Source organism: Streptomyces sp. NPDC048514, assembly GCF_043199955.1.
Lineage (GTDB): Bacteria > Actinomycetota > Actinomycetes > Streptomycetales > Streptomycetaceae > Streptomyces.
In genome coordinates this window covers 421,550-444,059 of sequence record NZ_JBICWT010000007.1, presented here as the reverse complement: position 1 = coordinate 444,059, position 22,510 = coordinate 421,550, and the positions used below count along the sequence as shown (strand labels likewise).

Annotated in this window: 16 protein-coding genes and 1 pseudogene; 10 read left to right on the top strand and 7 right to left on the bottom strand. The window is 73.9% G+C overall.

Annotated features, from left to right (window positions below; translation table 11 throughout):
• The first annotated feature begins 4 nt into the window (after window positions 1-4).
• From solA to ACGFT2_RS18505, 5 genes and pseudogenes are all read left to right on the top strand, one after another.
• The gene (solA, locus tag ACGFT2_RS18525) at window positions 5-1,174 is read left to right on the top strand and encodes an N-methyl-L-tryptophan oxidase (RefSeq protein WP_393279150.1); all 1,170 of its coding nucleotides are present in this window, start codon (window positions 5-7) and stop codon (window positions 1,172-1,174) included.
• Window positions 1,171-2,298: an aromatic ring-hydroxylating dioxygenase subunit alpha gene (locus ACGFT2_RS18520; RefSeq protein WP_393279148.1), complete on the top strand. Its 1,128-nt coding sequence runs from the start codon at window positions 1,171-1,173 to the stop codon at window positions 2,296-2,298. Before solA ends, ACGFT2_RS18520 begins: the two co-directional genes overlap by 4 nt.
• Window positions 2,291-2,497: pseudogene (locus ACGFT2_RS18515) on the top strand (aldehyde dehydrogenase family protein); the annotation flags it as partial. The gene ACGFT2_RS18520 and the pseudogene ACGFT2_RS18515, both read left to right, overlap by 8 nt.
• Window positions 2,498-2,550: 53 nt before the next feature.
• Complete coding sequence (locus ACGFT2_RS18510) at window positions 2,551-4,122, top strand: APC family permease (protein WP_393279146.1); 1,572 nt, start codon at window positions 2,551-2,553, stop codon at window positions 4,120-4,122.
• Between the two features lie 37 nt (window positions 4,123-4,159).
• Window positions 4,160-5,713 (top strand): GMC family oxidoreductase, encoded by a 1,554-nt coding sequence (locus ACGFT2_RS18505; RefSeq protein WP_393279144.1) that lies wholly within the window; start codon window positions 4,160-4,162, stop codon window positions 5,711-5,713.
• Window positions 5,714-5,878: 165 nt separating this feature from the next.
• Here ACGFT2_RS18505 and ACGFT2_RS18500 read toward each other — a convergent pair whose 3' ends face one another.
• From ACGFT2_RS18500 to ACGFT2_RS18485, 4 genes are all read right to left on the bottom strand, one after another.
• Window positions 5,879-10,639, bottom strand: coding sequence for a hypothetical protein (locus ACGFT2_RS18500; RefSeq protein ID WP_393279142.1), 4,761 nt, complete (start codon window positions 10,637-10,639; stop codon window positions 5,879-5,881).
• Window positions 10,640-10,676: 37 nt separating this feature from the next.
• On the bottom strand, window positions 10,677-11,576 hold the full coding sequence (locus tag ACGFT2_RS18495) for a hypothetical protein (RefSeq protein ID WP_393279141.1): 900 nt from the start codon (window positions 11,574-11,576) through the stop codon (window positions 10,677-10,679).
• A gap of 124 nt (window positions 11,577-11,700) precedes the next feature.
• Entirely contained in the window at window positions 11,701-13,230 is a 1,530-nt protein-coding gene (locus tag ACGFT2_RS18490) for a hypothetical protein (RefSeq protein WP_393279139.1), read from the bottom strand.
• A gap of 110 nt (window positions 13,231-13,340) precedes the next feature.
• A complete protein-coding gene (locus ACGFT2_RS18485; RefSeq protein ID WP_393279137.1) occupies window positions 13,341-14,042 on the bottom strand; it encodes a GntR family transcriptional regulator in 702 nt (233 codons plus the stop codon).
• A gap of 127 nt (window positions 14,043-14,169) precedes the next feature.
• Here ACGFT2_RS18485 and ACGFT2_RS18480 point away from each other — a divergent pair, with 127 nt between their 5' ends.
• The 5 genes from ACGFT2_RS18480 to ACGFT2_RS18460 all read left to right on the top strand — a co-directional run bounded on the left by ACGFT2_RS18480 (window position 14,170) and on the right by ACGFT2_RS18460 (window position 19,048).
• Window positions 14,170-15,489: an MFS transporter gene (locus tag ACGFT2_RS18480; protein WP_393279134.1), complete on the top strand. Its 1,320-nt coding sequence runs from the start codon at window positions 14,170-14,172 to the stop codon at window positions 15,487-15,489.
• Window positions 15,486-16,325, top strand: a complete 840-nt coding sequence (locus ACGFT2_RS18475) for a putative hydro-lyase (protein WP_393279132.1) — start codon at window positions 15,486-15,488, stop codon at window positions 16,323-16,325. The genes ACGFT2_RS18480 and ACGFT2_RS18475 overlap by 4 nt, the downstream gene beginning before the upstream one ends.
• A 305-nt stretch (window positions 16,326-16,630) precedes the next feature.
• Window positions 16,631-17,389: a LamB/YcsF family protein gene (locus ACGFT2_RS18470; RefSeq protein ID WP_393279130.1), complete on the top strand. Its 759-nt coding sequence runs from the start codon at window positions 16,631-16,633 to the stop codon at window positions 17,387-17,389.
• Window positions 17,386-18,003 carry an allophanate hydrolase subunit 1 gene (locus ACGFT2_RS18465; RefSeq protein WP_393279128.1) on the top strand — a complete coding sequence of 206 codons (618 nt, stop codon included), beginning with the start codon at window positions 17,386-17,388 and terminating at the stop codon, window positions 18,001-18,003. The genes ACGFT2_RS18470 and ACGFT2_RS18465 overlap by 4 nt, the downstream gene beginning before the upstream one ends.
• Before the next feature lie 175 nt (window positions 18,004-18,178).
• The gene (locus ACGFT2_RS18460) at window positions 18,179-19,048 is read left to right on the top strand and encodes a biotin-dependent carboxyltransferase family protein (protein WP_393279126.1); all 870 of its coding nucleotides are present in this window, start codon (window positions 18,179-18,181) and stop codon (window positions 19,046-19,048) included.
• Here ACGFT2_RS18460 and ACGFT2_RS18455 read toward each other — a convergent pair.
• The 3 genes from ACGFT2_RS18455 to ACGFT2_RS18445 are packed head-to-tail and all read right to left on the bottom strand — an operon-like array spanning window position 18,949 to window position 22,360.
• Complete coding sequence (locus ACGFT2_RS18455; RefSeq protein WP_393279124.1) at window positions 18,949-20,064, bottom strand: SGNH/GDSL hydrolase family protein; 1,116 nt, start codon at window positions 20,062-20,064, stop codon at window positions 18,949-18,951. The two genes, ACGFT2_RS18460 and ACGFT2_RS18455, sit on opposite strands and share 100 nt — an antisense overlap.
• Window positions 20,061-21,236: a glycosyltransferase gene (locus tag ACGFT2_RS18450; protein WP_393279122.1), complete on the bottom strand. Its 1,176-nt coding sequence runs from the start codon at window positions 21,234-21,236 to the stop codon at window positions 20,061-20,063. The genes ACGFT2_RS18455 and ACGFT2_RS18450 overlap by 4 nt, the downstream gene beginning before the upstream one ends.
• The gene (locus tag ACGFT2_RS18445; RefSeq protein WP_393279120.1) at window positions 21,233-22,360 is read right to left on the bottom strand and encodes a glycosyltransferase family 4 protein; all 1,128 of its coding nucleotides are present in this window, start codon (window positions 22,358-22,360) and stop codon (window positions 21,233-21,235) included. Before ACGFT2_RS18445 ends, ACGFT2_RS18450 begins: the two co-directional genes overlap by 4 nt.
• Window positions 22,361-22,510 lie beyond the last annotated feature (150 nt).

Sequence of the window (22,510 nt, the reverse complement as noted above, 5' to 3'; positions counted from 1 at the left end):
GCCCGTGTCACCGTCCTACGACGTCATCGTCATCGGCCTGGGCGGCATGGGCGGTGCCGCCGCCCACCACCTGTCGGCGCGCGGCGCCCGCGTCCTCGGCCTGGAGAAGTTCGGCCCGGTGCACGACCGCGGCTCCAGCCACGGCGGTTCCCGGATCACCCGGCAGTCCTACTTCGAGGACCCGGCGTACGTTCCGCTGCTGCTGCGCGCCTACGAACTGTACGAGGACCTGGCGCGGGCCACCGGCCGGGAGATCGCGGTCCTCAGTGGCGGTGTGATGGTCGGACGACCGGACTCGCGGACCGTCGCGGGCTCCCTGCTCTCCGCCCGGCAGTGGGATCTGCCGCACGAGATGCTCGACGCGAGGGAGATCCGCCGTCGCTTCCCGACGCTGGCCCCGGACGACGACGACGTGGCGCTGTACGAGAGGAAGGCGGGCCTGCTCCGGCCGGAGAACACCGTCGCCGCGCACCTGCAGCTGGCCTCCCGGCAGGGCGCCGAGCTGCACTTCGAGGAACCGATGCTGCGCTGGGAGCCGTACCGGGACGGGGTGCGCGTCCATACGGCCGGGAACACCTACACGGCCGCCCGGTTGGTGATCTGCCCGGGCGCATGGGCACCGCAGCTGCTCACCGATCTCGGCGTGCCGTTCACCGTCGAGCGGCAGGTCATGTACTGGTTCCAGCCGAAGGGCGGCACCGGGCGGTTCGTCCCCCGGCACCATCCCGTCTACATCTGGGAGGACGCGGCCGGCGTCCAGGTGTACGGCTTCCCGGCGATCGACGGCCCCGAGCTGGGCGCCAAGGTCGCCTTCTTCCGCAAGGGCCGGGTCACCACGCCGGAGACCATCGACCGGACCGTGCACGAGGACGAGATCCAGGCCATGGCCGGCCACGTGTCCCGCTGCATCCCGGATCTGCCGGGCACCTTCCTCAAGGCCGCCACCTGCATGTACTCCAACACCCCGGACGAGCACTTCGTGATCGCCCGGCATCCGGCCCATCCGGAGTCGGTGACCGTGGCCTGCGGATTCTCCGGGCACGGCTTCAAGTTCGTGCCCGTCGTCGGCGAGATTCTGGCCGACCTCGCCCTGACCGGCTCCACCGCGCATCCGATCGGCCTGTTCGACCCCGCCCGCCTCGCCGCCGCGCCCGCCCGAGGAGCACGCCCGTGACGACCCCGGTCTCTCCGAGCCTCATCGCTACGCTTCCCGGTCACTACTACACCGACGCCGACGTCTTCCGGCGGGAGCAGGAGCGGCTGTTCGAGTCCCTGTGGTTCTGCGCGGTCCGCAGCGCCGACCTGGCCGGGCCGGGCTCTTTCCGTACGGTCCGGGTGGGCCGGGAGAGCGTGGTCGTCGTCCGTACCCGCACCGGAGACCTGCGCGCCTTCGTCAACGTGTGCCGGCACCGGGGGGCCAGGCTGTGCACGGAGGAGTCCGGTCAGGTGCGGCGCAGTCTGCAGTGCCCGTACCACGCGTGGACGTACGACCTGGACGGCAGGTTGATCGCCGCACCCAACTTGATCAAGATGCCGGACGTGGATCGAGTCGAGTACGGGTTGATCAAGGTGGCCCTGCGCGAATGGCTGGGCTACGCATGGGTGTGTCTCGCCGACGAACCGCCCTCCTTCGAGGACACGGTGGTGCACGCGGCCGTGGAGCGGCTGGGCGACGCGGCCGCGATCGAGCACTACGGCACCGCGGGACTGGCCCTCGGCAAGCGGATCAGCTACGACGTGCGAGCCAACTGGAAGCTGATCGTCGAGAATTTCATGGAGTGCTACCACTGCGCGACGATCCATCCGGAACTCACCGAGGTGCTGCCGGAGTTCGCGGACGGGTACGCCGCCCAGTACTACGTGGGCCACGGCGCACGGTTCGGCGAGGGGATCGAGGGCTTCACGGTGGACGGCAGCGCGGGCTTCGGCAGGCTGCCCGAGGTGGGCGCGGACCAGGACCGCCGCTACTACGCCATCACGATCAGGCCGACCGTGTTCGTCAACCTCGTCCCGGACCACGTGATCCTGCACCGCATGTTCCCGCTGGCCGAGGACCGCACGGTCGTGGAGTGCGACTGGCTGTACGCGCCGCAGGTGGTGGCGTCCGGCGCGGACGTGTCGAAGTCCGTGGAGCTGTTCCACCGCGTCAACGTCCAGGACTTCGAGGCGTGCGAGCGGACCCAGCCGGGGATGTCCTCGCGCGCGTACCGCGAGGGCGGGGTCCTCGTCCCGAACGAGCACCACATAGGGATCTTCCACGAGTGGCTGCTGACCCGGCTGGGTGAGACCCGTGCCTGATCTCTTCATCGACGGCACCTGGCGGGGCGCCCTGGACGAGCGCACCCGGGAGATCCGCTGTCCCGCCGACGGATCCCTGGTCGGGATCGTGGACGAGGCCGGCGGCAAGGACACCGTGGAAGCCGTCCTGGCGGCCCGGCGCGCCTTCGACACCGGCCCCTGGCCGCACACATCCGCGCGAGAGCGCGGCGATCTGCTGCCGAACTCGGCGGGAGGAACCCCGACGTCGTCTGGCCCACGAGGAGTCCGCTCATGACGACCACCGGACCAGCACCGGACCGGCACCACCACGACGACGCCGAACTCGCCGAGTTCGGCTACAAGCCCGAACTCAAGCGCACGCTCGGCGGTTTCCACACCTTCGCCGCCGGCATCAGCTACATCTCCATCCTGACCGGCACCTTCCAGCTGTTCTACTTCGGTTACGGCAGCGGCGGCGCCGCGTACTGGTGGTCGTGGCCGATGGTGTTCGCCGGCCAGTTCACGGTGGCGCTGTGCTTCGCCGAGCTGGCCGCCCGCCATCCGGTGGCGGGCTCCGTCTACAACTGGTCGAAGAAGGTCGGCAATCCGCATCTCGGCTGGCTCGCCGGGTGGATGATGCTGATCGCGTCGATCGTGTCCATATCGGCGGTGGCGCTGGCCTATCAGCTGACACTGCCGCAGATCTCCGCGGAGTTCCAGTTCGTCGGCGACGGCAGCGGAAGGTACGACGTGGCGACGAACGCGGTGATCCTGGCCGCCGTGCTGATCCTGTTCACCACGTTGGTCAACGCGTTCGGCGTCAAGCTGATGGCCACGATCAACACCGCCGGCGTGTTCATCGAGTTGATCGCGACCGTTGTATTGATCATCCTGTTCGCCGTCCACATCACCCGTGGCCCTCAGGTCGTCATGCAGACGAACCACACCGGCGCGGGCTACTCCACCGGTTATCTCGGCGCGTTCCTGGTGGCCTCGCTGGCATCGGCGTACGTCATGTACGGCTTCGACACGGCCGCTTCGCTCGGCGAGGAGTCGCTGGACCCGTCCCGGAACGCGCCGCGCGCGATCATCCGCGCGATCGTCGCCTCCTTCGTCCTGGGCGGCCTGGTGCTGCTGCTGGCGCTGATGAGCGTCTCCAGCCTGAAGGGCGACAAGCTGTCCACGGACGGGCTGCAGTACGCCGTACTCGACGTACTCGGGCCGACGGCCGGCAAGGCGATGCTCTGGTGCGTGCTGATCGCGGTGACGGTGTGCGCGCTGGCCGTGCACACGGCGGCGATCCGGCTGGCCTTCGCGATGGCCCGGGACAACAACCTGCCCGCCTCCTCGCTGCTGGCCCGGGTCAGCCCCCGTTTCCGGACCCCGGTACTGCCGGCCGTGATCATCGGTGTGCTGGCGCTGGCGATCCTCGTGGTCAACATCCGCCAGCCGCAGATCTTCACGGTCGTCACCAGCATCGGCATCATCATGATCTACCTCGCCTACCTCGGCGTCACCGCGCCGATGCTGGTGGCCCGGCTGCGCGGGAAGTGGCAGCCGGCGGGCGGGGGCAGGTTCTCGCTGGGCCGCTGGGGGCTGCCCGTCAACGCCGTCGCCGTGGTGTGGGGCGCGGCCATGACGATCAACCTGATCTGGCCCCGGGCCGCGGTGTACAACGCGGCCGCTCCCTACCACTGGTACCTGCGCTGGGGTGCCGTGCTGTTCGTCGCGGTCATCGCGGGCGGCGGCTTCGCCTACTACTGGTTCGTCCAGCGCCATCGCACCGGCGTCCTCGCCGAGCACCGTCTCGACCCGGCGTCCACCGGCCCGGCCACTCCCCGCTCCGCTCCGGCGGCCGACTGATCCGCACTGTGCCCGATCGGCAAGGAGGTCACGGCTGATGAGTATCGACGAGTTCGACTACGTGGTGGTCGGCGGCGGAACCGCGGGCAACGTGGTGGCGGCACGGCTCTCCGAGGACCCCTCGGTGACGGTGTGCGTCCTGGAGGCGGGCCCGAGCGACGTCGGCGACGACGCCGTGCTCAGGCTGGACCGCTGGATGGGCCTGCTGGAGTCCGGCTACGACTGGGACTATCCGGTCGAGCCGCAGGCCGCCGGCAACGGTTTCCTGCGGCACGCGCGCGCGAAGGTGCTGGGCGGCTGTTCGTCGCACAACTCCTGTATCGCCTTCTGGGCGCCCGCGGAGGACCTGGACGACTGGGCGGCGCAGGGCTGCACGGGCTGGAGCGCGGCCGACCTGTTCCCGCTCTACCGGCGGCTGGAGAACAACGACGCGCCCGGCGACCACCACGGCCGCACCGGCCCGGTGCGGCTGCGCACGCTCAAGGGCGGTGACCCGTGCGGGGCGGCCCTGCTGGCGGCGTGCGCGCAGGCCGGCATACCCACGGTCGGGTTCAACACCGGGAAGACGGTGGTGCGCGGGGCCAACTGGTTCCAGATCAACTCCGACGAGAACAACATCCGCCAGTCCTCCTCGGTGGCCTATCTGCACCCGGTGCTGGGCAGACGGCCGAACCTGGACGTCCGGACGGGGGTGCGGGCCAAGAAGCTGGTGCTGCGCGGGCGGCGGTGCGTGGGCGCGGAGTACCTGGATCCCGACCTCGTGCACACGCGCACGGTACGGGCCCGGCGCGAGGTGATCGTCTCGTGCGGCTCGATCGACTCCCCGAAGCTGCTGATGCTGTCGGGCATCGGGCCGGCGGAGCGTCTGCGGGAGGTCGGCGTCGAGGTGGTCGTCGACTCGGCGGGCGTCGGCGAGAACCTCCAGGACCATCCCGAAGGCGTGATCATGTGGGAGGCGCGGCGGCCGATGACCAGCACGTCGAGCCAGTGGTGGGAGGCGGGGATCTTCTACGACACCGAGCCGGGCCTCGACCGGCCCGACCTGATGTACCACTACGGCTCGGTGCCCTTCGACCTGAACACGGCACGCTGGGGCTACCCCACCTCGGCGAACGCGTTCTGCCTGACGCCCAACGTGACGAAGGCGAAGTCGCGCGGGACGGTGCGGCTGCGCACCCGGGACTACCGGGACAAGCCGAGGGTGGACCCGCGGTACTTCACGCACGAGCACGATGTGCGGGTGATGACGTTCGGGCTGAGGCTCGCGCGCCACATCGCCGCACAGCCCGCGCTGAGCGGCTGGGCGGGGGCGGAACTGGCCCCCGGACCGGACGTGCGGACCGACGACGAGCTGCTCGACTACATCCACAAGACGCACAACACCGTCTACCACCCGTCCTGCACGGTGAAGATGGGCGCGGACGACGACCCCTCGGCCCCGCTCGACGCGCGACTGCGGGTCAAGGGGATCGAGGGGCTGCGGGTCGCCGACGGTTCGGTGATGCCGGACCTGATCGCGGTCAACCCGTGCATCACGACGATGATGATCGGTGAGAGGTGCGCCGATCTTCTGAAGGCCGACGCCCGGTGACGTGGTTGCGACCCGCGCCCGGTGGCTCGGCGTCGGTCCGGCGGCCGCCGGCTCGGCGTCCGAGGCCGTGGGGCGGCTGCGGGCCGGCCGTGGCCGGTCGCGCAGCTCCCCGCGCCCCTGACGGGGCGCGGGTGGGCCTGCGATCTCCCGGCGTCCCCGTGGTCCTCAGGGGGCTGTCGGTGCCGGCTTCCTGTACATCCTCGTTGCCGTGATCTCGCTGTGCCCCGTCTCCCCCGGCCGGGGTGGCTGGGGCAGGCCGGGCCGGAGGTGTTCCTCCACGCTGATGTACTTCAGGCCGGCCCTGAGGTCCGCGTCGTTGCGCAGTCGGATGACCAGCGGGAACTCGGCCAGTGCGGTCGTGTCGAACAGACCCGTGGTGTACAGCAGCTGCACGCCCAGCGCATCGGACACCGCGCGCTGGAGCTCCAGCAGGTACGTGGCGTTCGCGCGGCCGATCGGGTTGTCCAGGAACAGCGTGCCCGCGTGCCGGTGCTTGTCCCGGCCCCGGTCGTTCGACCGGAGCGCGGCCATCGTGCAGTACAGGGCGATGGCGGCGGTGAGCAGCTGGCCGCCCGAGAACACATCGCCCATCTGGCCGACGGGGACGCGTTCGGCGCGCAGCACCGCGTCGGGCTTGAGGATCTCGACGGCGACGCCCTTGGGCCGAAGTGCCGCCCCGACGCCCCGCAGCAGCAGCGACATGCCGTCCCTGCGCAGGTCGGAGTTCTTCTTGACGGCCGCGCGGGTCGCCTCGTCGATGACCTCGCCGAGGCGTTCGGTGAGCGTGGCGTGGTCGGGCTCCTCGAAGCGGATGCGCAGGAACTCCTGTCCGGACCACTCCCCGAGTCCCTCCGGCAGCCGGGAGAGCCGCTGTGCGGACCGCAGCGTCGCCAGGGCCGACTCCACCAGACCGCGCAGCCGGTCCACGATCGAGTCCCGGTTGCGTTCCAGCTGGGCCAGCTCGTCGGTCAGCACGCGCAGCCGGGGTGCGAAGGCGTCCGCCCACTGCTGGGCGTGCTCGGGCAGGGCGGCGGCGGGCAGTTCGCGGATCTGCTGCCGGGCCGGGGTGCGGACCTGCTCGAAGCGATTGGAGTTGGCGTGCCGGACGAGGATGTCGCTCGCCTCGCGGACGGCCGCCTCGGCGGCGGACAGGTCGGCGGCACAGCCCCGCAGTGAGCGGCGGGCCTCGGCGGCGGATTGCCGGGCCTCCTCCGGACTGCCGGGGTACGGCTCCTGCTCCTCCTGCTCGTCCTCGGGCGGGTGGTCGCGCAGCAGGTCGCGGAGCATCGCGGCGATCTCGTCGAAGCCGCCGGCCGCGTCCTCGGCGGCGCGGTGGGCCGCCAGCAGCTCCGCGTGCGCCTCGCGTGCCTCGGCCAATGCCTCGGTCCGGGTGGCGAGTTCGGCCGTCGCCGTCCGCAGCAGCGCCTGGGCGTGCTCGGCGTCGCGCGGGAGCAGTTCCCCGGGCAGCCCGGTGTGTGCCTCACCGTCCTCGGGCGCGTGGCGTTCGGTCTCGCCGCGCAGCCGGCCGAGCTGCTCGCTCGCGGTCGACATGCGCGTCTCCAGGAGCTGCACCAGTTCCTCGGCACGCGCGGCCGCCGCCTGCCGGGAGGGTCCGTCGGAGCCGTCGGGCGCCTGGAGAAGCTGCTCGGCGCGGGTGCGGACCTTGTTGCTGAGCCGGTCCAGATCGGCCCGGGCGGCGCTCTCGTCGCTCTCCGCGCGTGCCTGCTCGGCGCGCAGGTCGGCGCCGACACCGACCTTTTCGTACAGCTGGGAGGCGGAGCGGTAGGCCTCGCGGAGTGCCGGCAGGGAGGCCGACCGGGCATCCGCCTCGTCGACCGGTACGTCGTCGGGCGCGCCGGCGATCTCGGAGCGCTCGGCACGCAGGGCGCGCGCGGTGCGGCGGGCGTCGTCGGCGGCGCGCTGGGCGGCTCGGCGGTCCTCGTCGGCGGCGCGGGCCCGCTCCACGCACGTGCGGGCGCGGGCCTCGGACTCGGCCGCCTCGTCGGCGAGTTCGCGCAGGTTGACCTGCCAGCCGGCGCGCTCACGCAGCCGGAAGGCGAGGCCGGCCAGGGCGTCGGCGGCGCGGCGGGCCCGCTGCGCGGCCTCCTGCCGCTCGTCGCGGACCTGTGCGGCCTCGGCGGCGGACTCGTCGGCCTCCGCACGGGCGGTGCGTGCCTCGGCGAGTTCGGCCTCGGCCTCCTCGGCGAAGGTCCGGGCCTGTTCGGCGGCCCGGGTCAGCTCGTCGAGGCGTCCGGCGGGGCAGCCGGTGCGCCAGGAGGCGAGCCGGGCGGCCAGTTCGCGGTCCTTGCCGAGCCGGGCGGCGAGGCCGCGGATCTCGTCGTCGCGCTCGGTGGCCCGCGCGCGCAGGGCCTGCCGTTCCTCGTCGGCGGCGTGTTCGTCGTGCATGGCCGGGTTCGGCGGCACGAGGAACACGTCGCCGGGGGTGGCGCCGTCGGCGGGGGTCGGGGCCAGCAGGGCGGCGGCGGTGCCGACGGCCACGGCGGAGCGGGGCAGCAGGGCCGCGTCCCCGAGCGCCTCGCGGGCGCGGGTGTGCGTCTCCGGGTCGGTGATGATCACCCCGTCGACCAGTTCGGGGCGGGCGGCGAGCACGCGCGTGTGGTCGGCCGGGTCGACGGCCTGCGCGAGGTATCGCCAGCCGGGCAGCGCGGGGATGCCGTGCTCGCCGAGGTACTCGACGGTGGCCAGCACGTCTGGTCCGGGCGGCAGCAGTCCGCCGTCACCGAGGGCGCCGAGGATGCGGGAGTCGTCGGCGGCGGCCGTACGCAGCTCGAAGAGGTGCCGTTCGGCGGCGGACACGGCGTCGTCGAGCAGTTCGCGCAACTCGTCGGCGAAGCGGTCGAGTTCCTCGACGGTGAGCGGGCCTTCGGCCGGATGGCCGGCGGTGCCGGGCGGCTCGGTGCCGCCGGTCCGGGGCGTGGTGCCGGTACGGCCGTCCGCGTCCGTTTCGGTGCGCGGGCGGGCCGTGTCCTCTCCTTCGGTGCCGGCGGCGGTCCGGCCGGCGGGCCGGTCGTCGGCTCCCATCCGGGGCCCGGGGACACCGGCGCGTGCCGTTGCCACCGCGCCCGGCAGGCTCAGCAGCTCGGCGAGCCGCTCCTCTGTGGCCAGCGACTCGGCCAGGCGGCGCTCTGCCTCGTGGGCGCGCCGGGCCGCGGTGGCCGCGTCGGCCGCGCGGGCCGCGGTCAGCTCGGCGCGGGACTCGGCGGAGGCCGCCTCGCGCGCGTGCTCGGTGGTCCTGCGGGCGGCTTCGCGGGCCGCGTCCCATGCGGCGACGGCCGTCTTCTCCGCGTCGCTGGCGGCGAGCGCGGCACGCGCCGGGTCGGCGTCCGGGGAGCTGTCGTCGAGCCAGCCGGCGCGGACGGCCTCGGCGGTCTCCCGCTCGACCTCGGCGAGCCGCTGGCGCAGATGCCCGGCCTCGCTGCGGGCCCGCTGGGCCTCGGTGGCGGCGGCGGTGGAGTCCCGGTGCGCTGTGTCGCTGACGTCCTGCAGCGCGGTGGAGCGCTCCTCCTCCTCGTTGGCGAGGTTCTCGGCGCCCTGGGCGGCCGCGTGCAGGGCGCGCACGAGGTCCACGGCTGCCTTGGCGCGGGCGGCGAGCGCGGGGGCCGCGTCCCGTTCGGCCTCCTGGATCGCGGCGGACACGCGCGCGACCCGGTCGGCGGCGGCACGGTGGCGCAGCACGGCCTCGGCCGCCTGCCAGGCGGCGTGCAGGGTGCGGGCGTCGGCCAGCTCGCGTTTCTGCGCGGCGGCGGACTTCTCGGCGGCGGCGAGCGCCAGGGAGGCGTGCCGGTAGGCGAGTTCGGCGGCGATCAGGGCGCTGCGCTCGCGCGCGCCCTCGGAGTGTGTGACGGCGTAGGCGGCGGCCGTGACCCGCTGGGCGAGTTCGGTGGCCCGGACCCGTTCCCGCACGGCACGCGCGGACAGCCGGCGGGCCAGCGTGCGGGTGCGGCGCTCGGCGCCCGCGTGGACGTCACGCGCGCGTGAACGGGTCTCGGCTGCCTCGACGATCCGTCCGAGCAGGTCGGCGGAGCCAGCGGTGAAGTCCCGTTCGGCGATCAGTTCGGCGCGCCGGCCGAGTTTGCTGCCGAAGCCGCTGACGAGGTCGGCGAGGCCGTCGGTGTCGCGGGTGTCGGTGACGGCGCGCAGCAGCAGATCGGTGAAGTCGGAGTCCTTCTTGACCGCGAAGAGACCGGCCGCTTCACCCTCGTCCGCGTTCATCTCCCGCTGGTAGCGGAAGAGTTCGGGGTCGAGGCCGAGGTCGCCGAGGTGCTCGATCCAGCGGTCGTGGATCTCCTCCCAGTGCACCTCCAGGTGCGGGTAGGCCTTGCCGGCCTCGGTGAGGGCGTCGCGGAAGCCCTTCATGGTGCGGCGGCGGCCCTGGGCGCCGGAGGCACCCTCGGCGGGCGGCCGTACGGCGGTGGACTCGGCCACGGGCAGGTTGTCCAGGCTGAGCCCGGGGCCGGGCCGGAAGGAGTACCAGGCCTCGGCGAACTTGCGCGGGTCGCTGGAGACCTGCCGTCCGCGCCATTCGCTGGCCTTGCCGACGACGACGCACTCGCCGGTCAGCACGTGCTGCCATTCCAGCGCCACGTGCCCGCAGTCGTCGGCGAGCAGGAACTTGCGCAGCACGCCGGAACTGGCGCCGCCCAGGGTGTTGCGGTGGCCGGGCAGCATCACCGAGAAGATCAGCTTGAGCAGGACGGACTTGCCGCCGCCGTTCTCCAGGAACAGCACACCGGCGGGCGCGGGCCGGCGCGGCGGCCCGGCGGGCTCCTCCTCGAAGAACTCCGCCTGCGTGGGCGCCGGGTCGGGCACGTGGGCGCCCACGCCTCGCAGGTCAAGCACGGTGTCGGCGTAGCGCGCACCGGCGGGCCCGATGGAGTAGAGGCGGACCCGGGACAGCTCGTACATGGCGGACTCTCGTCAGTTTTCTGGCGGTTCGGGGGGGTCAGGGGTGCGAAGGCGCGTGGAAGGGCAGCCCGGCGTCGGCCACGAGGTCCAGATCCTCGGTGTCCTCGGCGGGCAGCAGGCTGGCCGTGCCGTCCGTGACCGGGACGACGCCCAGCTCGAGCAGCTCGGCCATGGCTGCGCTGCCGGCCATGTCGCGGACCTGGAGCTGATAGCGGGCCGTGGTGCGGTAGGTGCCGCCGTGGTCCTCCCCGGTGCGCTGCAGGAAGCCCGAGTCGGTGAGGAAGGCCAGGGCCTTGGCCACGATGCCGGTGGTGGAGGCGGCCGGGCGGCGGGCGTCCTTGGTGGCGCCGGTGGCGCTGCGCCTGGCCCAGATCCGCCAGGCGGCCTCCAGATCGGGCGCGTCGGTCGCCGGGTCGGTGTTGTCGCCCTGTTCCTCGGCTCGCTCCTCCAGCCGGCGGCAGGCCTGCCGTACGAAGGCGTCGACGCCGTTGACCGTGACGCGGCCGATGTAGGTGTCGTCGGCCAGGTCCTCCGGGCGCGGGAACGCCAGTGCGGCGGCGGCTAGATGGGCCAGGCCGTGCAGGAAGCGGTCGCCGGAGTCGGCGGCGGTACGACGCGCGTAGTCGCCCATGCGGACGGCGAAGACCGAGTCCTCGGCGGCGGTGACGGCCATCCCCGCGCGCGGGGAGACCTCCAGCACGACGAGTCCCAGGCCGGCGGCGACGGCGTCCGCGAGCCGTGCGAACGCCGGGTCCTCGCGGTGGCGGCGCAGCAGTTCGGCGTACTCCTGGTCGCGGGCGGGCTGCAGTTTGGGCTGCAGCCCGAAGGCGACGAGCCGCGCCGCGTCGGCGGCGTCGGCGGGGGTGACGGCGGCCGGTGCCGACGGGGCGGACGGGGCGGACGGCTCCGCCTCACTCCACTCGGCGTGCTCGCTCACGACTGCGACTCCTTGATCTTGATACGAGGGTGACGGGCGACTCTCTCAGGGGCGTGGGGGACCGCCTCAGGGGCGTGGGGGACCGCGCGGCCGGCCACCGACGGTCCGCGCCCGGCCGGCGGCCTCACGCCGCCTCCGTTCTGTCCGCCGCCATTCCCGCCGCGTCCAGCAGGGCCGTCCCGACGATCAGGTCGGCACCGCCGAACTCGGGGTCGTCCAGTTCGGTGCCGTCGTCCACGGCGAACAGCAGTTTCTGCTCGCCCTGCCGGTAGGCGGTGCCCACCGCGGGGCTGGCGGCATGGACCGCCAGGAGGGCCACCAGGTAGGCCAGATCCGGGTCACCGGTCCGTCGCGCCTGCGCCAGCAGCCCCGACAGTCGCCTGGGCGCGTCGGCGGGCAGGTCCAGCAGCTCCATGGCGGTGGCCAGTTGCTCCTCGCCGAACCGGCTGTCGTCCGGCGTGGCGATCAGGTCCGGCTCCGGCATCTCCGCGCCCAGGTGCTCCCGCTCCACCGGCGGCGTCAGCAGTATGTCGACGAGGTCGCCGACCCGCACCGACACCGGCGTCCGCAGACCCGTGCCGTGTGCGAAGAACGCGTCGGTGACCCGGATGGCCTGCTCCAGCGGCAGTGGCAGCACGGGGGCGAGCAGGTGGCCGTACAAATCCGTACCGGACGTCGTCGTCGGTGTGGCGAAGGCCTGGCGGTCCTGTTCGGCGCGGAAGAGCGGGCCGGCCTCCAGCAGGCGGGACTGGAGCTGGGTGTGGCGCCGGATGCAGTCCTTGACGATGTCGACCAGTTCGGCGGCACGGCGCTTGTGCTCGGCCTCCTCGGTCTCGTCGCGGGCCTTGCGGATGTTGGTGAGGATGGCGTTCTCGTGGCGGTAGCGCTCCGCGACGTGGTCGAGGGCCTCGGCGATCATGTCGGGTACGGCGCTGAGCCAGTCGACCGCGCGGACGTTGCGCCGGGTGGCGTCCAGGGCGCGGCGCAGGGTCTCGGAGTACTGCACCGTGCGGTAGCGGGCCTGTTCGGCGGCGAGCTGGGCGTCGGCCAGCCGGCCGCGGTTGATCAGCACCTCCAGCTTGACCTCGGCGGCGATCTGGGCGCTGGTGACGTCGGTGTCGAGGGCGCCGACCAGGACGTTGACCGCCTCGTCGGTGGTGCGCAGGTAGACGGTGCCGCCGGGGCCGGGGACCTCTTCGATCAGCTTGAAGTCGTAGTCGCGCCGGACGTAGGTGCCGTCCGGCGAGAAGGTGCCGTAGACGGCTCGGAAGCCGCGGTCGACGCTGCCGACGTTGATCAGGTTCTCCAGGACCCAGCGGGCCACGCGCTCGTGCTCGGCGGCGGGCCGGTGCGGGGCCTGGGCGGCGATGCGCGGGACGAGCCTGGCCACGATCTGCTCGTGGTCGGCGCCGGTGTCGAAGTCCATGTTGAGGGTGACCAGGTCGATGGCGGCCAGGGCCACCTCCGCCATCCCGTACACCGAGTACTCGCCGGCCAGGTTGGCCTTGCGCGCGTCGAGGTCGTGCAGCGGCGCCGTGCAGGCGAGCGCGCGCAGCCGACGCGCCAGCCCCTCGTCGGCGGCCGGACCCGGTGCCGGGCGCGGCCCCGCGCTGAGCTGGGGCGGAACGCTGTCCGTCGATGCAGGCGAAGTCACGATGCACAGACTAGGTCCTCGGTCTGACATCGACCCAAACGAGAGGCTCCGCCCCTTTGCCCGGGCAGGCGACGGGGCGGCAGGACGGCTCCGGCCCCCGCCCCGTGCCGTTAGGGGGCGCCGTCCTCGCCGACCCTGCGGCGGTACACCTCCACCACCCGTCCCAGCGAGTCCGCGAGGTAGGTCTCCAGCAGCCGCTCCGCGGTCGTGCGGTCCCCGGCCCGGAGGGCCTGCAGGAGCTGCCGGTTGCGGGCGAGGTACGGCTCGTGCAGCCGGCGCGGGTCGTCGGCGACGTGGAAGGCCAGCCGCAGCTCGGCGAAGACGCTGCGCATCAGCTCGTCGGTGCGCTCGCTGCCCGCGAGGGCGACCAGCTCCTGGTGGAAGTGGATGTTGGCGGTGCCCATCGCTTTCCAGTCGTTCTCGACGGCGGCCGCGTCGCCCTCGCCGACCGCCGCCGCCAGCCCGTCGAGCGGATACGGCGGCTCGCCCAGCCCCCGGACGACGGCGCACTCGACGAGGGAGCGCGTGCGGTAGATGTCCTCGACGTCCTCGATGCTCAGCACCCGGACGAACACGCCCCGGTTGAGTTCGTGGACCAGCAGGCGTTCGTGCGTGAGCAGCCGGAACGCCTCGCGCAGGGTGTTGCGGGAGACGCCGAGCGCTCCGCCGATGCCGTCCTCCGAGAGCCGGGTGCCCGGCGGGAAGTACCCGTCGGCGATACGGCTCCTGAGGATGTCGGAGACCCGCTCCGCCGTGCTCGTGCGCCCCAGGAGGGCACGGTCGTCGGCCAGACCCGCCAGCTGCTCTGCCATGCCCGGAATTCAATCGCAGACACCGGGACGAAACAACGCGGGTATTGAAGGATCGTTGAACGATCCTCTACGGTGCTCCGCACGGCTCACTTCCCCGCACCCTCCGTCCCCCCTCTGCGAGGTGCCCATGAGCACGACCCCACCGCCACGATCCGCGCCCTCCGGCGTCCGGCCCGAGAGCGGCGAAGGCGGCCCCGAAGACGGCGCGTTGGGCTGGCTGCACGCCCTGGGGCCGCGCGGTCGGCGCGCCTTCACCGGCGCTTTCGGCGGATATGCCCTGGATTCCTACGACTACTTCACCCTGCCGCTGAGCATGGTGGCGCTCTCGGCGCACTTCGGTCTGGACAGCGGCCAGACCGGCCTGTTCACCACCGTCACGCTGGTGGTCTCCGCGATCGGCGGTGCCGTGGCGGGCGTGGTCGCGGACCGGGTCGGCCGGGTCCGGGCCCTGATGATCACGGTGATCACCTATGCGGTCTTCACCGTGGCCTGCGGCTTCGCCCCCGACTACGAGACGCTGCTGGTCTTCCGGGCGCTGCAGGGGCTCGGTTTCGGCGGCGAGTGGGCGGTCGGGGCGATCCTGGTGGCCGAGTACGCGAGCGCGCGCCACCGGGGTCGCACCCTGGGCGCGGTCCAGAGTTCCTGGGCGGTCGGCTGGGCACTGGCGGCGATCGTCTACACGCTGGTCTTCTCCTTCGTCGGCGACGACCTGGCCTGGCGGGTGATGTTCTGGACCGGGGCGCTGCCCGCGCTGCTCGTGGTGTGGCTGCGCCGCCGGGTGCACGACGCCCCCACCGCGACGGCGGTCCGCGAACAGGACCCGGGCCGGGGCTCGTTCGCGGCCGTCTTCCGTCCCGGGCGGCCCGGTGCGCCGGGCCTGCTGCGCATCACCGTCTTCGCGAGCCTGCTCTCCACCGGCGTGCAGGGCGGCTACTACACCCTGGCCACCTGGGTGCCGACGTACCTGAAGTCCGAGCGCGGCCTGTCGGTCGTCGGCACCGGCGGCTATCTGGCCTTCCTGATCTCCGGCGCGTTCCTCGGCTACCTGACCGGCGGCCACCTCACCGACCGGCTCGGCCGGCGGAACAACATCTGGCTGTTCGCGCTGCTGTCGGCCGTGTGCGTCCTGGCGTACGCGAACATCCCGGCCGGCGCCGACACTCTGCTGCTGGTGCTCGGATTCCCGCTCGGCTTCTGCATGTCGGCCATCTTCAGCGGCTTCGGTTCCTACCTGAGCGAGCTGTACCCGACGGCGGTGCGCGGCACCGGTCAGGGTTTCACGTACAACACGGGCCGCGCGGTGGGCGCGGTCTTCCCCACCCTGGTGGGGTTCCTCGCGGACAGCTGGGGCGTGGGCGGCGCGCTGGTCTTCGGTGCGATCGGCTACGGCCTCGCGGCGCTGGCCCTGCTCGGGCTTCCGGAGACCCGTGGAAAGGAACTGGCGTGACGCAGACGCACCGTACCGGGGACCGGCCCGTCACCACGATCGAGAGGGACGCGCACGCGTGGAGCCCGAGAACCGCGCGAGCCCGTTTCCGGAAGGGCCTGGCAGGGCCCACGGCCGGGGTCGCGGCGGGGCACACGCAGGCCAACCTGATCGCGGTCCCCGCCGACTGGGCCTACGACATGCTGCTGTTCTGCCAGCGCAACCCCAAGCCCTGCCCGGTGCTCGACGTCACCGACGCCGGTGCCGTGACGACCGTCCTCGCCGAGGGCGCCGACCTGCGCACGGACCTGCCGCGCTATCGGGTGTGGCAGGACGGGGAACTGGTCGCGGAGCCCACGGACGTGCGCGCGTACTGGCGGGAGGACCTGGTGTCGTTCCTGCTCGGGTGCAGCTTCACCTTCGAGTGGGCACTGGCGCGGGCCGGCGTCCCTATACGCCACGTGGAACAGGGCCGCAACGTGCCGATGTACGTGACCGGCCGCGCGTGCCGGCCGGCGGGCAGGCTGCGCGGACCGATGGTGGTGTCCATGCGTCCGGTACCGCCCGAACATCTCGGTGCCGCGATCCGGGAGAGCGGCTTGCTGCCGGCCGTGCACGGCGGCCCCGTGCACTGCGGTGACCCCTCGGCCCTCGGCATCGAGGCCCTCGGCCGGCCCGACTTCGGCGACCCGGTGACCCTCGCCGACGGCGACATCCCCGTGTTCTGGGCCTGTGGAGTGACCCCGCAGGCGGCGGTGACGGCCTCCAGGCCGCCGTTCGCCATCACGCACGCGCCGGGCCAGATGTTCCTGACCGACGCCCGCGACGAGCAGTACCGGCTGGTCGGCATCGACTGAGACGGCCCGTCCCGGCCGACCCCACGGGAACCGGCGTCCGGGCCGACCGCACGGGAGCGAACGTCCCCACCGACCGCACGGGGAGCCGGGCGTCCCCGGCCCACCTCACGGGAAACCGGGCGCCCGGCCGGCCGCACGACGACCGGGGCTTTCCCACCGGCCGCACGACCACCGGGGCTTTCCCACCGACCGCACGACCACCGGGGCTTCCCCACCGACCTCACGACCACCGGGGCTTCCCCACCGACCGCACGACCACCGGGGCTTCCCCACCGACCGCACGACGACCGGAGACACGAGGCGCCATGACCGTGATCGATCTGAACGCCGACCTGGGCGAGGGCTTCGGCCGCTGGCGGCTGACCGACGACGAAGGGCTGCTGTCCGTCGTCACCAGCGCCAACGTGGCCTGCGGCTTCCACGCCGGGGACGCGGCCACCATGCGCCGGGTGTGCGAACTGGCGGCCGGCCGAGGGGTGACGATCGGCGCGCAGGTGTCCTACCGCGACCTCGCCGGGTTCGGACGGCGCGCGATGGACGTGCCGCCTGCCGAGCTGGCCGCCGAAGTGGCCTACCAGATCGGCGCCCTGGAGGTGTTCGCGCGGGCCGCCGGGGCGCGCGTGGCCTACGTCAAACCGCACGGCGCGCTGTACAACCGGGTCGTGCACGACGAGGAGCAGGCGCGCGCGGTGACCGAGGGCGTGCTGCTCGCCGACGCGTCGCTTCCGGTGCTGGGCCTGCCCGGCTCACGCCTGCTGGAGGCCGCCGCGAAGGCGGGGCTGCCCGCGGTCACGGAGGCGTTCGCGGACCGCGCGTACACCGACGAGGGCACGCTGGTGCCACGCGGCCGGGACGGCGCGGTCGTGACCGACCCGGGGGCCGTCGTGGAGCGCTCGGTGAGCCTCGCGCGCTCCGGCACGGTCACCGCTTCCTCCGGCGGGCGCATCCAGGTGCGCGCCCGCTCGCTGTGTCTGCACGGCGACACGCCCGGCGCGGTGGATCTCGCCCGCCGGGTGCGCGAGCGGCTGACGGCGGCGGGCGTACGGCTGGAGGCCTTCGCGTGAGGGTGCTTCCCGTCGGCGACGACGCTCTGCTCGTCGAGTTGACCTCGGGCGAGGAGGCGCAGGCCCTGCACGCGGAGCTGCTGCGGCGCCGGGCCGAGGGCTCGCTGGCCGTCCGCGAGATCGTTCCCGCGGCCCGGACGGTCCTGCTGGACGGCCTGCGGGAGCCGGGGCGCTGGGCGTCCGAACTGGCCTCCCTCGAAGTGCCGCCGTCGCCGGCACGCGCGCGTGCGTCGGTCGAACTGCCCGTGCGCTACGACGGTCCGGACCTCGCGGAGGTCGCCGCGCGCTGGAGGGTGCCCGCGCACGAGGTGGCCCGCATCCACACGGCCACGGAGTTCACGGTGGCCTTCTGCGGGTTCGCGCCCGGCTTCGGTTACCTCACCGGGCTGCCGGCCCGCTACGAGGTGCCGCGCCGGGCCACCCCGCGCACCGCCGTCCCGGCCGGGGCGGTGGCCCTGGCCGGCCGCTACACCGGCGTGTACCCGCGTTCCTCGCCGGGCGGCTGGCAGTTGATCGGCACCACCGACGCGGTGCTGTGGGACCACACACGAGAACCGGCCGCGCTGCTGGTACCGGGTTCGCGGGTCCGGTTCGTCCCGGTGGAGGACGCGTGAACCCGAAGCGAGCACGTACCCGCGGTACCCGAGCGAAGCCCCGGACCGCCGGGCGCACACACGCGGATCGCCCACAGGGAACACTCACGAGCGCGACCCGAGCACGTACCCCCGGTACCCGAGCGGCCCGGGCCGCCCGCCTCACGCGCGCGGACGTCGGCTCTGTGGAGGGCGCATGAGCGACCGTGCGCTCGTGGTCGTGCGGGCCGGGGCGCTGACCACCGTGCAGGATCGCGGCCGCCCGGGGTACGCCCATCTCGGGGTGCCCCGCTCCGGGGCGCTGGATCCGCCCGCGGCGGCGCTCGTCAACCGGCTCGTCGGCAACCCACCGGACGCCGCTGTGCTGGAGACCACGCTCGACGGGTGCGCGGTGCGCCCCCGTTCCACGGTGACCGTGGCGGTCGGCGGCGCGCCCTGTCCGGTCGCGGTGGGCGGCCGGCCGGCCCCGTGGGGCTCCCCGGTCGTGGTGCCGGCCGGTGAACTGCTGCAGGTGGGGACGGCCACGGCCGGAGTGCGCGGTTATCTGGCCGTGGCCGGCGGCATCGCCGTGGAGCCCGTCCTCGGCAGCCGGGCCACGGACCTGCTGTCCGGTCTGGGACCGGCTCCGCTCACCGACGGCACGGTGCTGCCGCTCGGCGCCCCGGCCGGACCGCCCGCGCGCGTGGACGGCGCCCCGCAACCGCGGCCGCCGGCCGCTCTCGTGCTCCGGGTGACACCCGGACCGCGCGCCGACTGGTTCCCGGCCGGGGCGCTGCAGACGCTCACCACGCGCGCGTACCGGGTCTCCCCGGCGAGCAACCGCATCGGCCTGCGCACCGAGGGGCCCGCGCTGGAGCGTTCCCGGACCGGCGAACTGCCCAGCGAGGGCATGGTCCTCGGCGCCGTCCAGGTCCCCCCGGACGGACGCCCGGTGATCTTCCTGGCCGACCACCCGACCACCGGGGGTTACCCGGTGATCGCGGTGGTCCGCGCCGCCGACCTCCCGGCAGCCGCGCAGGCGGTTCCCGGGACCCCGGTCCGGTTCGTGCCGGTACGGCGGCGCTGAACCCCGGCGCCGTCGAAGCCGTCTCCCGGCAGGGCGGCGAGGGCCGCCGAGACCGCCGCCGAGGCGCGCAGGTCGAGGCGGGCGCCGGTGCCCCGGGCGTGGTGGTGCAGTTCGTCGGCGGCCAGGCGCAGCAGTTGCGGCAGCAGGTCCCTGCATCGCCGGGCCACCCAGCCGGTGCCGGCGGTGGCGAGCCACCACAGGCTCGCCGTCCGGGTCGGGCCGGGGAACTCCGGTTCGGGCGAGGGCGGTTCCCCCGTCACGTGTCCCGCCTCGGCGAGCAGGGCGTGGAAGCGGACGGCGAACTGCCGGTGGCCGCGCTCGCCCGGGTGCAACCGGTCGGCGCTCCACAACGCGCGGTCGGCGATCCAGTCGCCGTCGGCCGCGTGCAGATGGACGGCGCCGTACCGGTCGGACAGCGCGTGGACGACGGTGTTGACCGCCCGTTGCCGGCGGGCCAGTGGGCGGGCCAGCGCGCCCGGAAGCCCCAGCATGGCACCGGGGTCGGGCAGGCAGGCGGTGAGCAGGGTGGCGCCGCGGGCGGTGAGGGTGGCGTAGACCCGGTCGAGGTCGGCCGCCACGGCGTGGATGTCGAAGGTGTGGCGGAGGGTGTCGTTGACGCCGACGACGACGGACGCCAGGTCGGGACGCAGCAGGAGGGCGGCCGGGGTCTGCCGCTCCAGCACGTCCCGGGTCTGCGCCCCGCTGACCGCGAGGTTGCTGAACTCCACGGCCGCCACGGCCCGCCTGCCCTCCACCGCCGGCACGGCTCCCCCGGCCCGCCTGCCCTCCACCACCGGCACGGCTTCCACGCCCTCCACGTCCTCCACCACCGGCACGGCTCCCCCGGCCCGCCTGCCCTCCACCACCGGCACGGCTTCCACGCCCTCCGCGGCCTCCGCGGCCTCCGCAAGGGAAGCCGCCAGCAGTGCGGCCCAGCCCCGCCAGCCGTCTCCGGCGGGGTCGCCCACGCCCTCGGTCAGCGAGTCTCCGAGGGCGACGAAGCGGACGGCTCTCATGCCGCGCCCCCCGGCACGGTAAGCCGGGAGTGCGCGCGGCTCAGCACCTCGGTGTCATGGGCCGCAAGGAACGCCTCCACGGCCGTTCCCCAGCCGAAGCATTCCGCACGCGCGCGTGCCGCCTCGCGCCGCTCGGGCTCGCCGCGTTCCAGGAGGAGTTCCACGGCGTCCGCGAACGCCTCGCCGTGACCGGTCGCGGCCGCGCCGGCGGACCCGATGACCTCGGGCAGTGCGGACGAGGCGCTGGCCACCACGGGCGTGCCGCACGCCATCGCCTCCAGGGCGGCGAGCCCGAAGGTCTCGGCGGGCCCCGGCGCCAGGCAGACGTCGGCGGTCGCCTGCAGCGCACCGAGTGCGGCCCGGTCGGCGAGGTGGCCCAGGAAGGTGACCGGCAGCCCGCGCTCGCGTGCCCGCTGCTCCAGCCGTCCCCGCAGCGGGCCGTCCCCCGCCACCACGAGCACCGCCCGCCGGCCGCGCCGCAGCAGCCCCTCCAGGGCGTCCAGCGCCGTGCCGGGGCGCTTCTCCACGGACAGCCGGGAGCACATCACGAGCAGCGCCTCGTCCACGCGTGCGTGCTCCGCGCGCAGTCCGGGATCGCGCAGGGCGGGGTGACGTTCCATGAGGTCGACGCCCAGGGGGGCGCGTACGAGGTTGCGGGCGCCGATGCGCACGAACTCGCGCTCGGCGAACTCCGTGGTGCACACCACCCGCGAGTAGACGTGCGCCGTACGGGCGTTGAGACTGTCGGCGGCCCGGCGGGAGAGGTTCCCGGGCAGGCCCCAGGTGCGCAGCACGCCGTCGGCGGTCTCGTGGGAGACCATCACGGCGGGCACGCGCGCGCGGCGGGCCCAGCGGCCGGTCCAGCGCAGGGTCGTGCGGTCGGAGACCTCCAGCCGGTCCGGGGCCAGCCGCTCCAGGACGGCGGCCACGCGCCGCTTGTCGGTGAGGACGCGGTAGCCGCCGGTACCGGGCAGCACCGGCCCGGGCAGGGTGATGACCCGGCCCTGCTCGGTGTCGCGGTCGGTGTACCGCTCGCCGGGCACGATCAGCACCGGTTCGTGGCCCGCCGCGCGGAAGCCCCTGCCGAGTTCCCGCAGGGCGGTGCGCAGGCCGCCGGAGGCCGGGGCGACGAAGTTGGCTAGCCGGACGATGCGCAGGGACTGGCCGGTCATGCCGCCACCGCCGTCCTCCGTGCCGCGAGCACGTCGTCGTAGTGGGCGATGAGCAGGTCGCCCACGGCGGCCCAGGTGCGGCCCTCGACCGTGGCGCGGGCGGCAGCGCCGTACGCGGCGCGGCACCCGGGATCGGCGGCCAGCGCGCGGACGGCCTCCTGGACGGCGACGGCGTCGCGCGGCGGGACGAGCAGGCCGGTGCGGCCGTGGGCGACCAGGTCGAGCGGGCCGCCGGCGGCCGGAGCGACGACCGGGACGCCGCTGGCCATGGCCTCCTGGACGGTCTGGCAGAACGTCTCGAAGGGGCCGGTGTGCGCGAACACGTCGAACGAGGCGAAGATCCGGGCGAGATCGTCACCGGTGCGGCGGCCGAGGAAGACCGCGCCGGGCAGGGCCTCGGTCAGGTGCGGCCGGCTGGGGCCGTCGCCGACGACCACCACCCGCACCCCCGCGAGGCCGCAGACTCCCGCGAGCAGTTGTACGTGCTTCTCGGGGGCGAGCCGGCCGACGTAGCCGACGATCAGCTCGCCGTTCGGGGCGAGTTCGCGGCGCAGGGCCTCGTCGCGGTGGTCTGGCCGGAAACGTACGGTGTCCACGCCGCGCGGCCACAGCCGCACCCGGGGCACACCGTGGGCCTCCAGGTCGTTCAGGGCGGCGCTGGACGGGGCCAGGGTGCGGTCGGCGGCGGCGTGCACGGAGCGGATGCGCCGCCAGGCGGCCGCATCCCCGGCGCCCATGTAGGTGCGGGCGTAGCCGGCCAGGTCGGTCTGGTAGACGGCGACGGCGGGGATACCGAGGCGGGCGGCGGCCGCCATGCCACGGACCCCGAGGACGAAGGGACTCGCCAGGTGGACGACGTCGGCGCGGTGCTCGGTGAGTGCCGCGGCGAGGCGTCGGCTGGGGAGGGCGACGCGCACCTGGGGGTAGCCGGGGAGGGGGAGGGAGGGGACGCGGACCACCGGGCACGGGGCGTTTGCGTCCGGTGCGCTGCCGGGTGCCTGGGCCGGCGCGACGACGAGCGGGAGGTGACCGCGATCTACGAGGTGCCGGGCGGTCTGGAGCGCGCAGTGAGCCACGCCGTTCACATCGGGGGGAAAGGATTCGGTCACGATGACGACACGCATACGGGTGTTGTCGCCGCACCGGACGTGGCCGCGTCAACTTCGATCTGTCCGCACGGGAAACGTCCCATGAGCGTTGAGCTGCACACCCGAGCGGGTCAGACGGCCGTCATGGGCGCCTGACCCGCGGGTCATCCCGTGTTCACACGGCGG

Bases quoted from the DNA above. Each gene is read 5' to 3' on its own strand.
- ACGFT2_RS18510 (WP_393279146.1), top strand. From the start codon at position 2,551: ATGACGACCACCGGACCAGCACCGGACCGGCACCACCACGACGACGCC.
- ACGFT2_RS18505 (WP_393279144.1), top strand. From the start codon at position 4,160: ATGAGTATCGACGAGTTCGACTACGTGGTGGTCGGCGGCGGAACCGCG.
- ACGFT2_RS18500 (WP_393279142.1), bottom strand. From the start codon at position 10,639: ATGTACGAGCTGTCCCGGGTCCGCCTCTACTCCATCGGGCCCGCCGGT.
- ACGFT2_RS18485 (WP_393279137.1), bottom strand. From the start codon at position 14,042: ATGGCAGAGCAGCTGGCGGGTCTGGCCGACGACCGTGCCCTCCTGGGG.
- ACGFT2_RS18480 (WP_393279134.1), top strand. From the start codon at position 14,170: ATGAGCACGACCCCACCGCCACGATCCGCGCCCTCCGGCGTCCGGCCC.
- ACGFT2_RS18470 (WP_393279130.1), top strand. From the start codon at position 16,631: ATGACCGTGATCGATCTGAACGCCGACCTGGGCGAGGGCTTCGGCCGC.
- ACGFT2_RS18460 (WP_393279126.1), top strand. From the start codon at position 18,179: ATGAGCGACCGTGCGCTCGTGGTCGTGCGGGCCGGGGCGCTGACCACC.
- ACGFT2_RS18455 (WP_393279124.1), bottom strand. From the start codon at position 20,064: ATGAGAGCCGTCCGCTTCGTCGCCCTCGGAGACTCGCTGACCGAGGGC.
- ACGFT2_RS18450 (WP_393279122.1), bottom strand. From the start codon at position 21,236: ATGACCGGCCAGTCCCTGCGCATCGTCCGGCTAGCCAACTTCGTCGCC.
- ACGFT2_RS18445 (WP_393279120.1), bottom strand. From the start codon at position 22,360: ATGCGTGTCGTCATCGTGACCGAATCCTTTCCCCCCGATGTGAACGGC.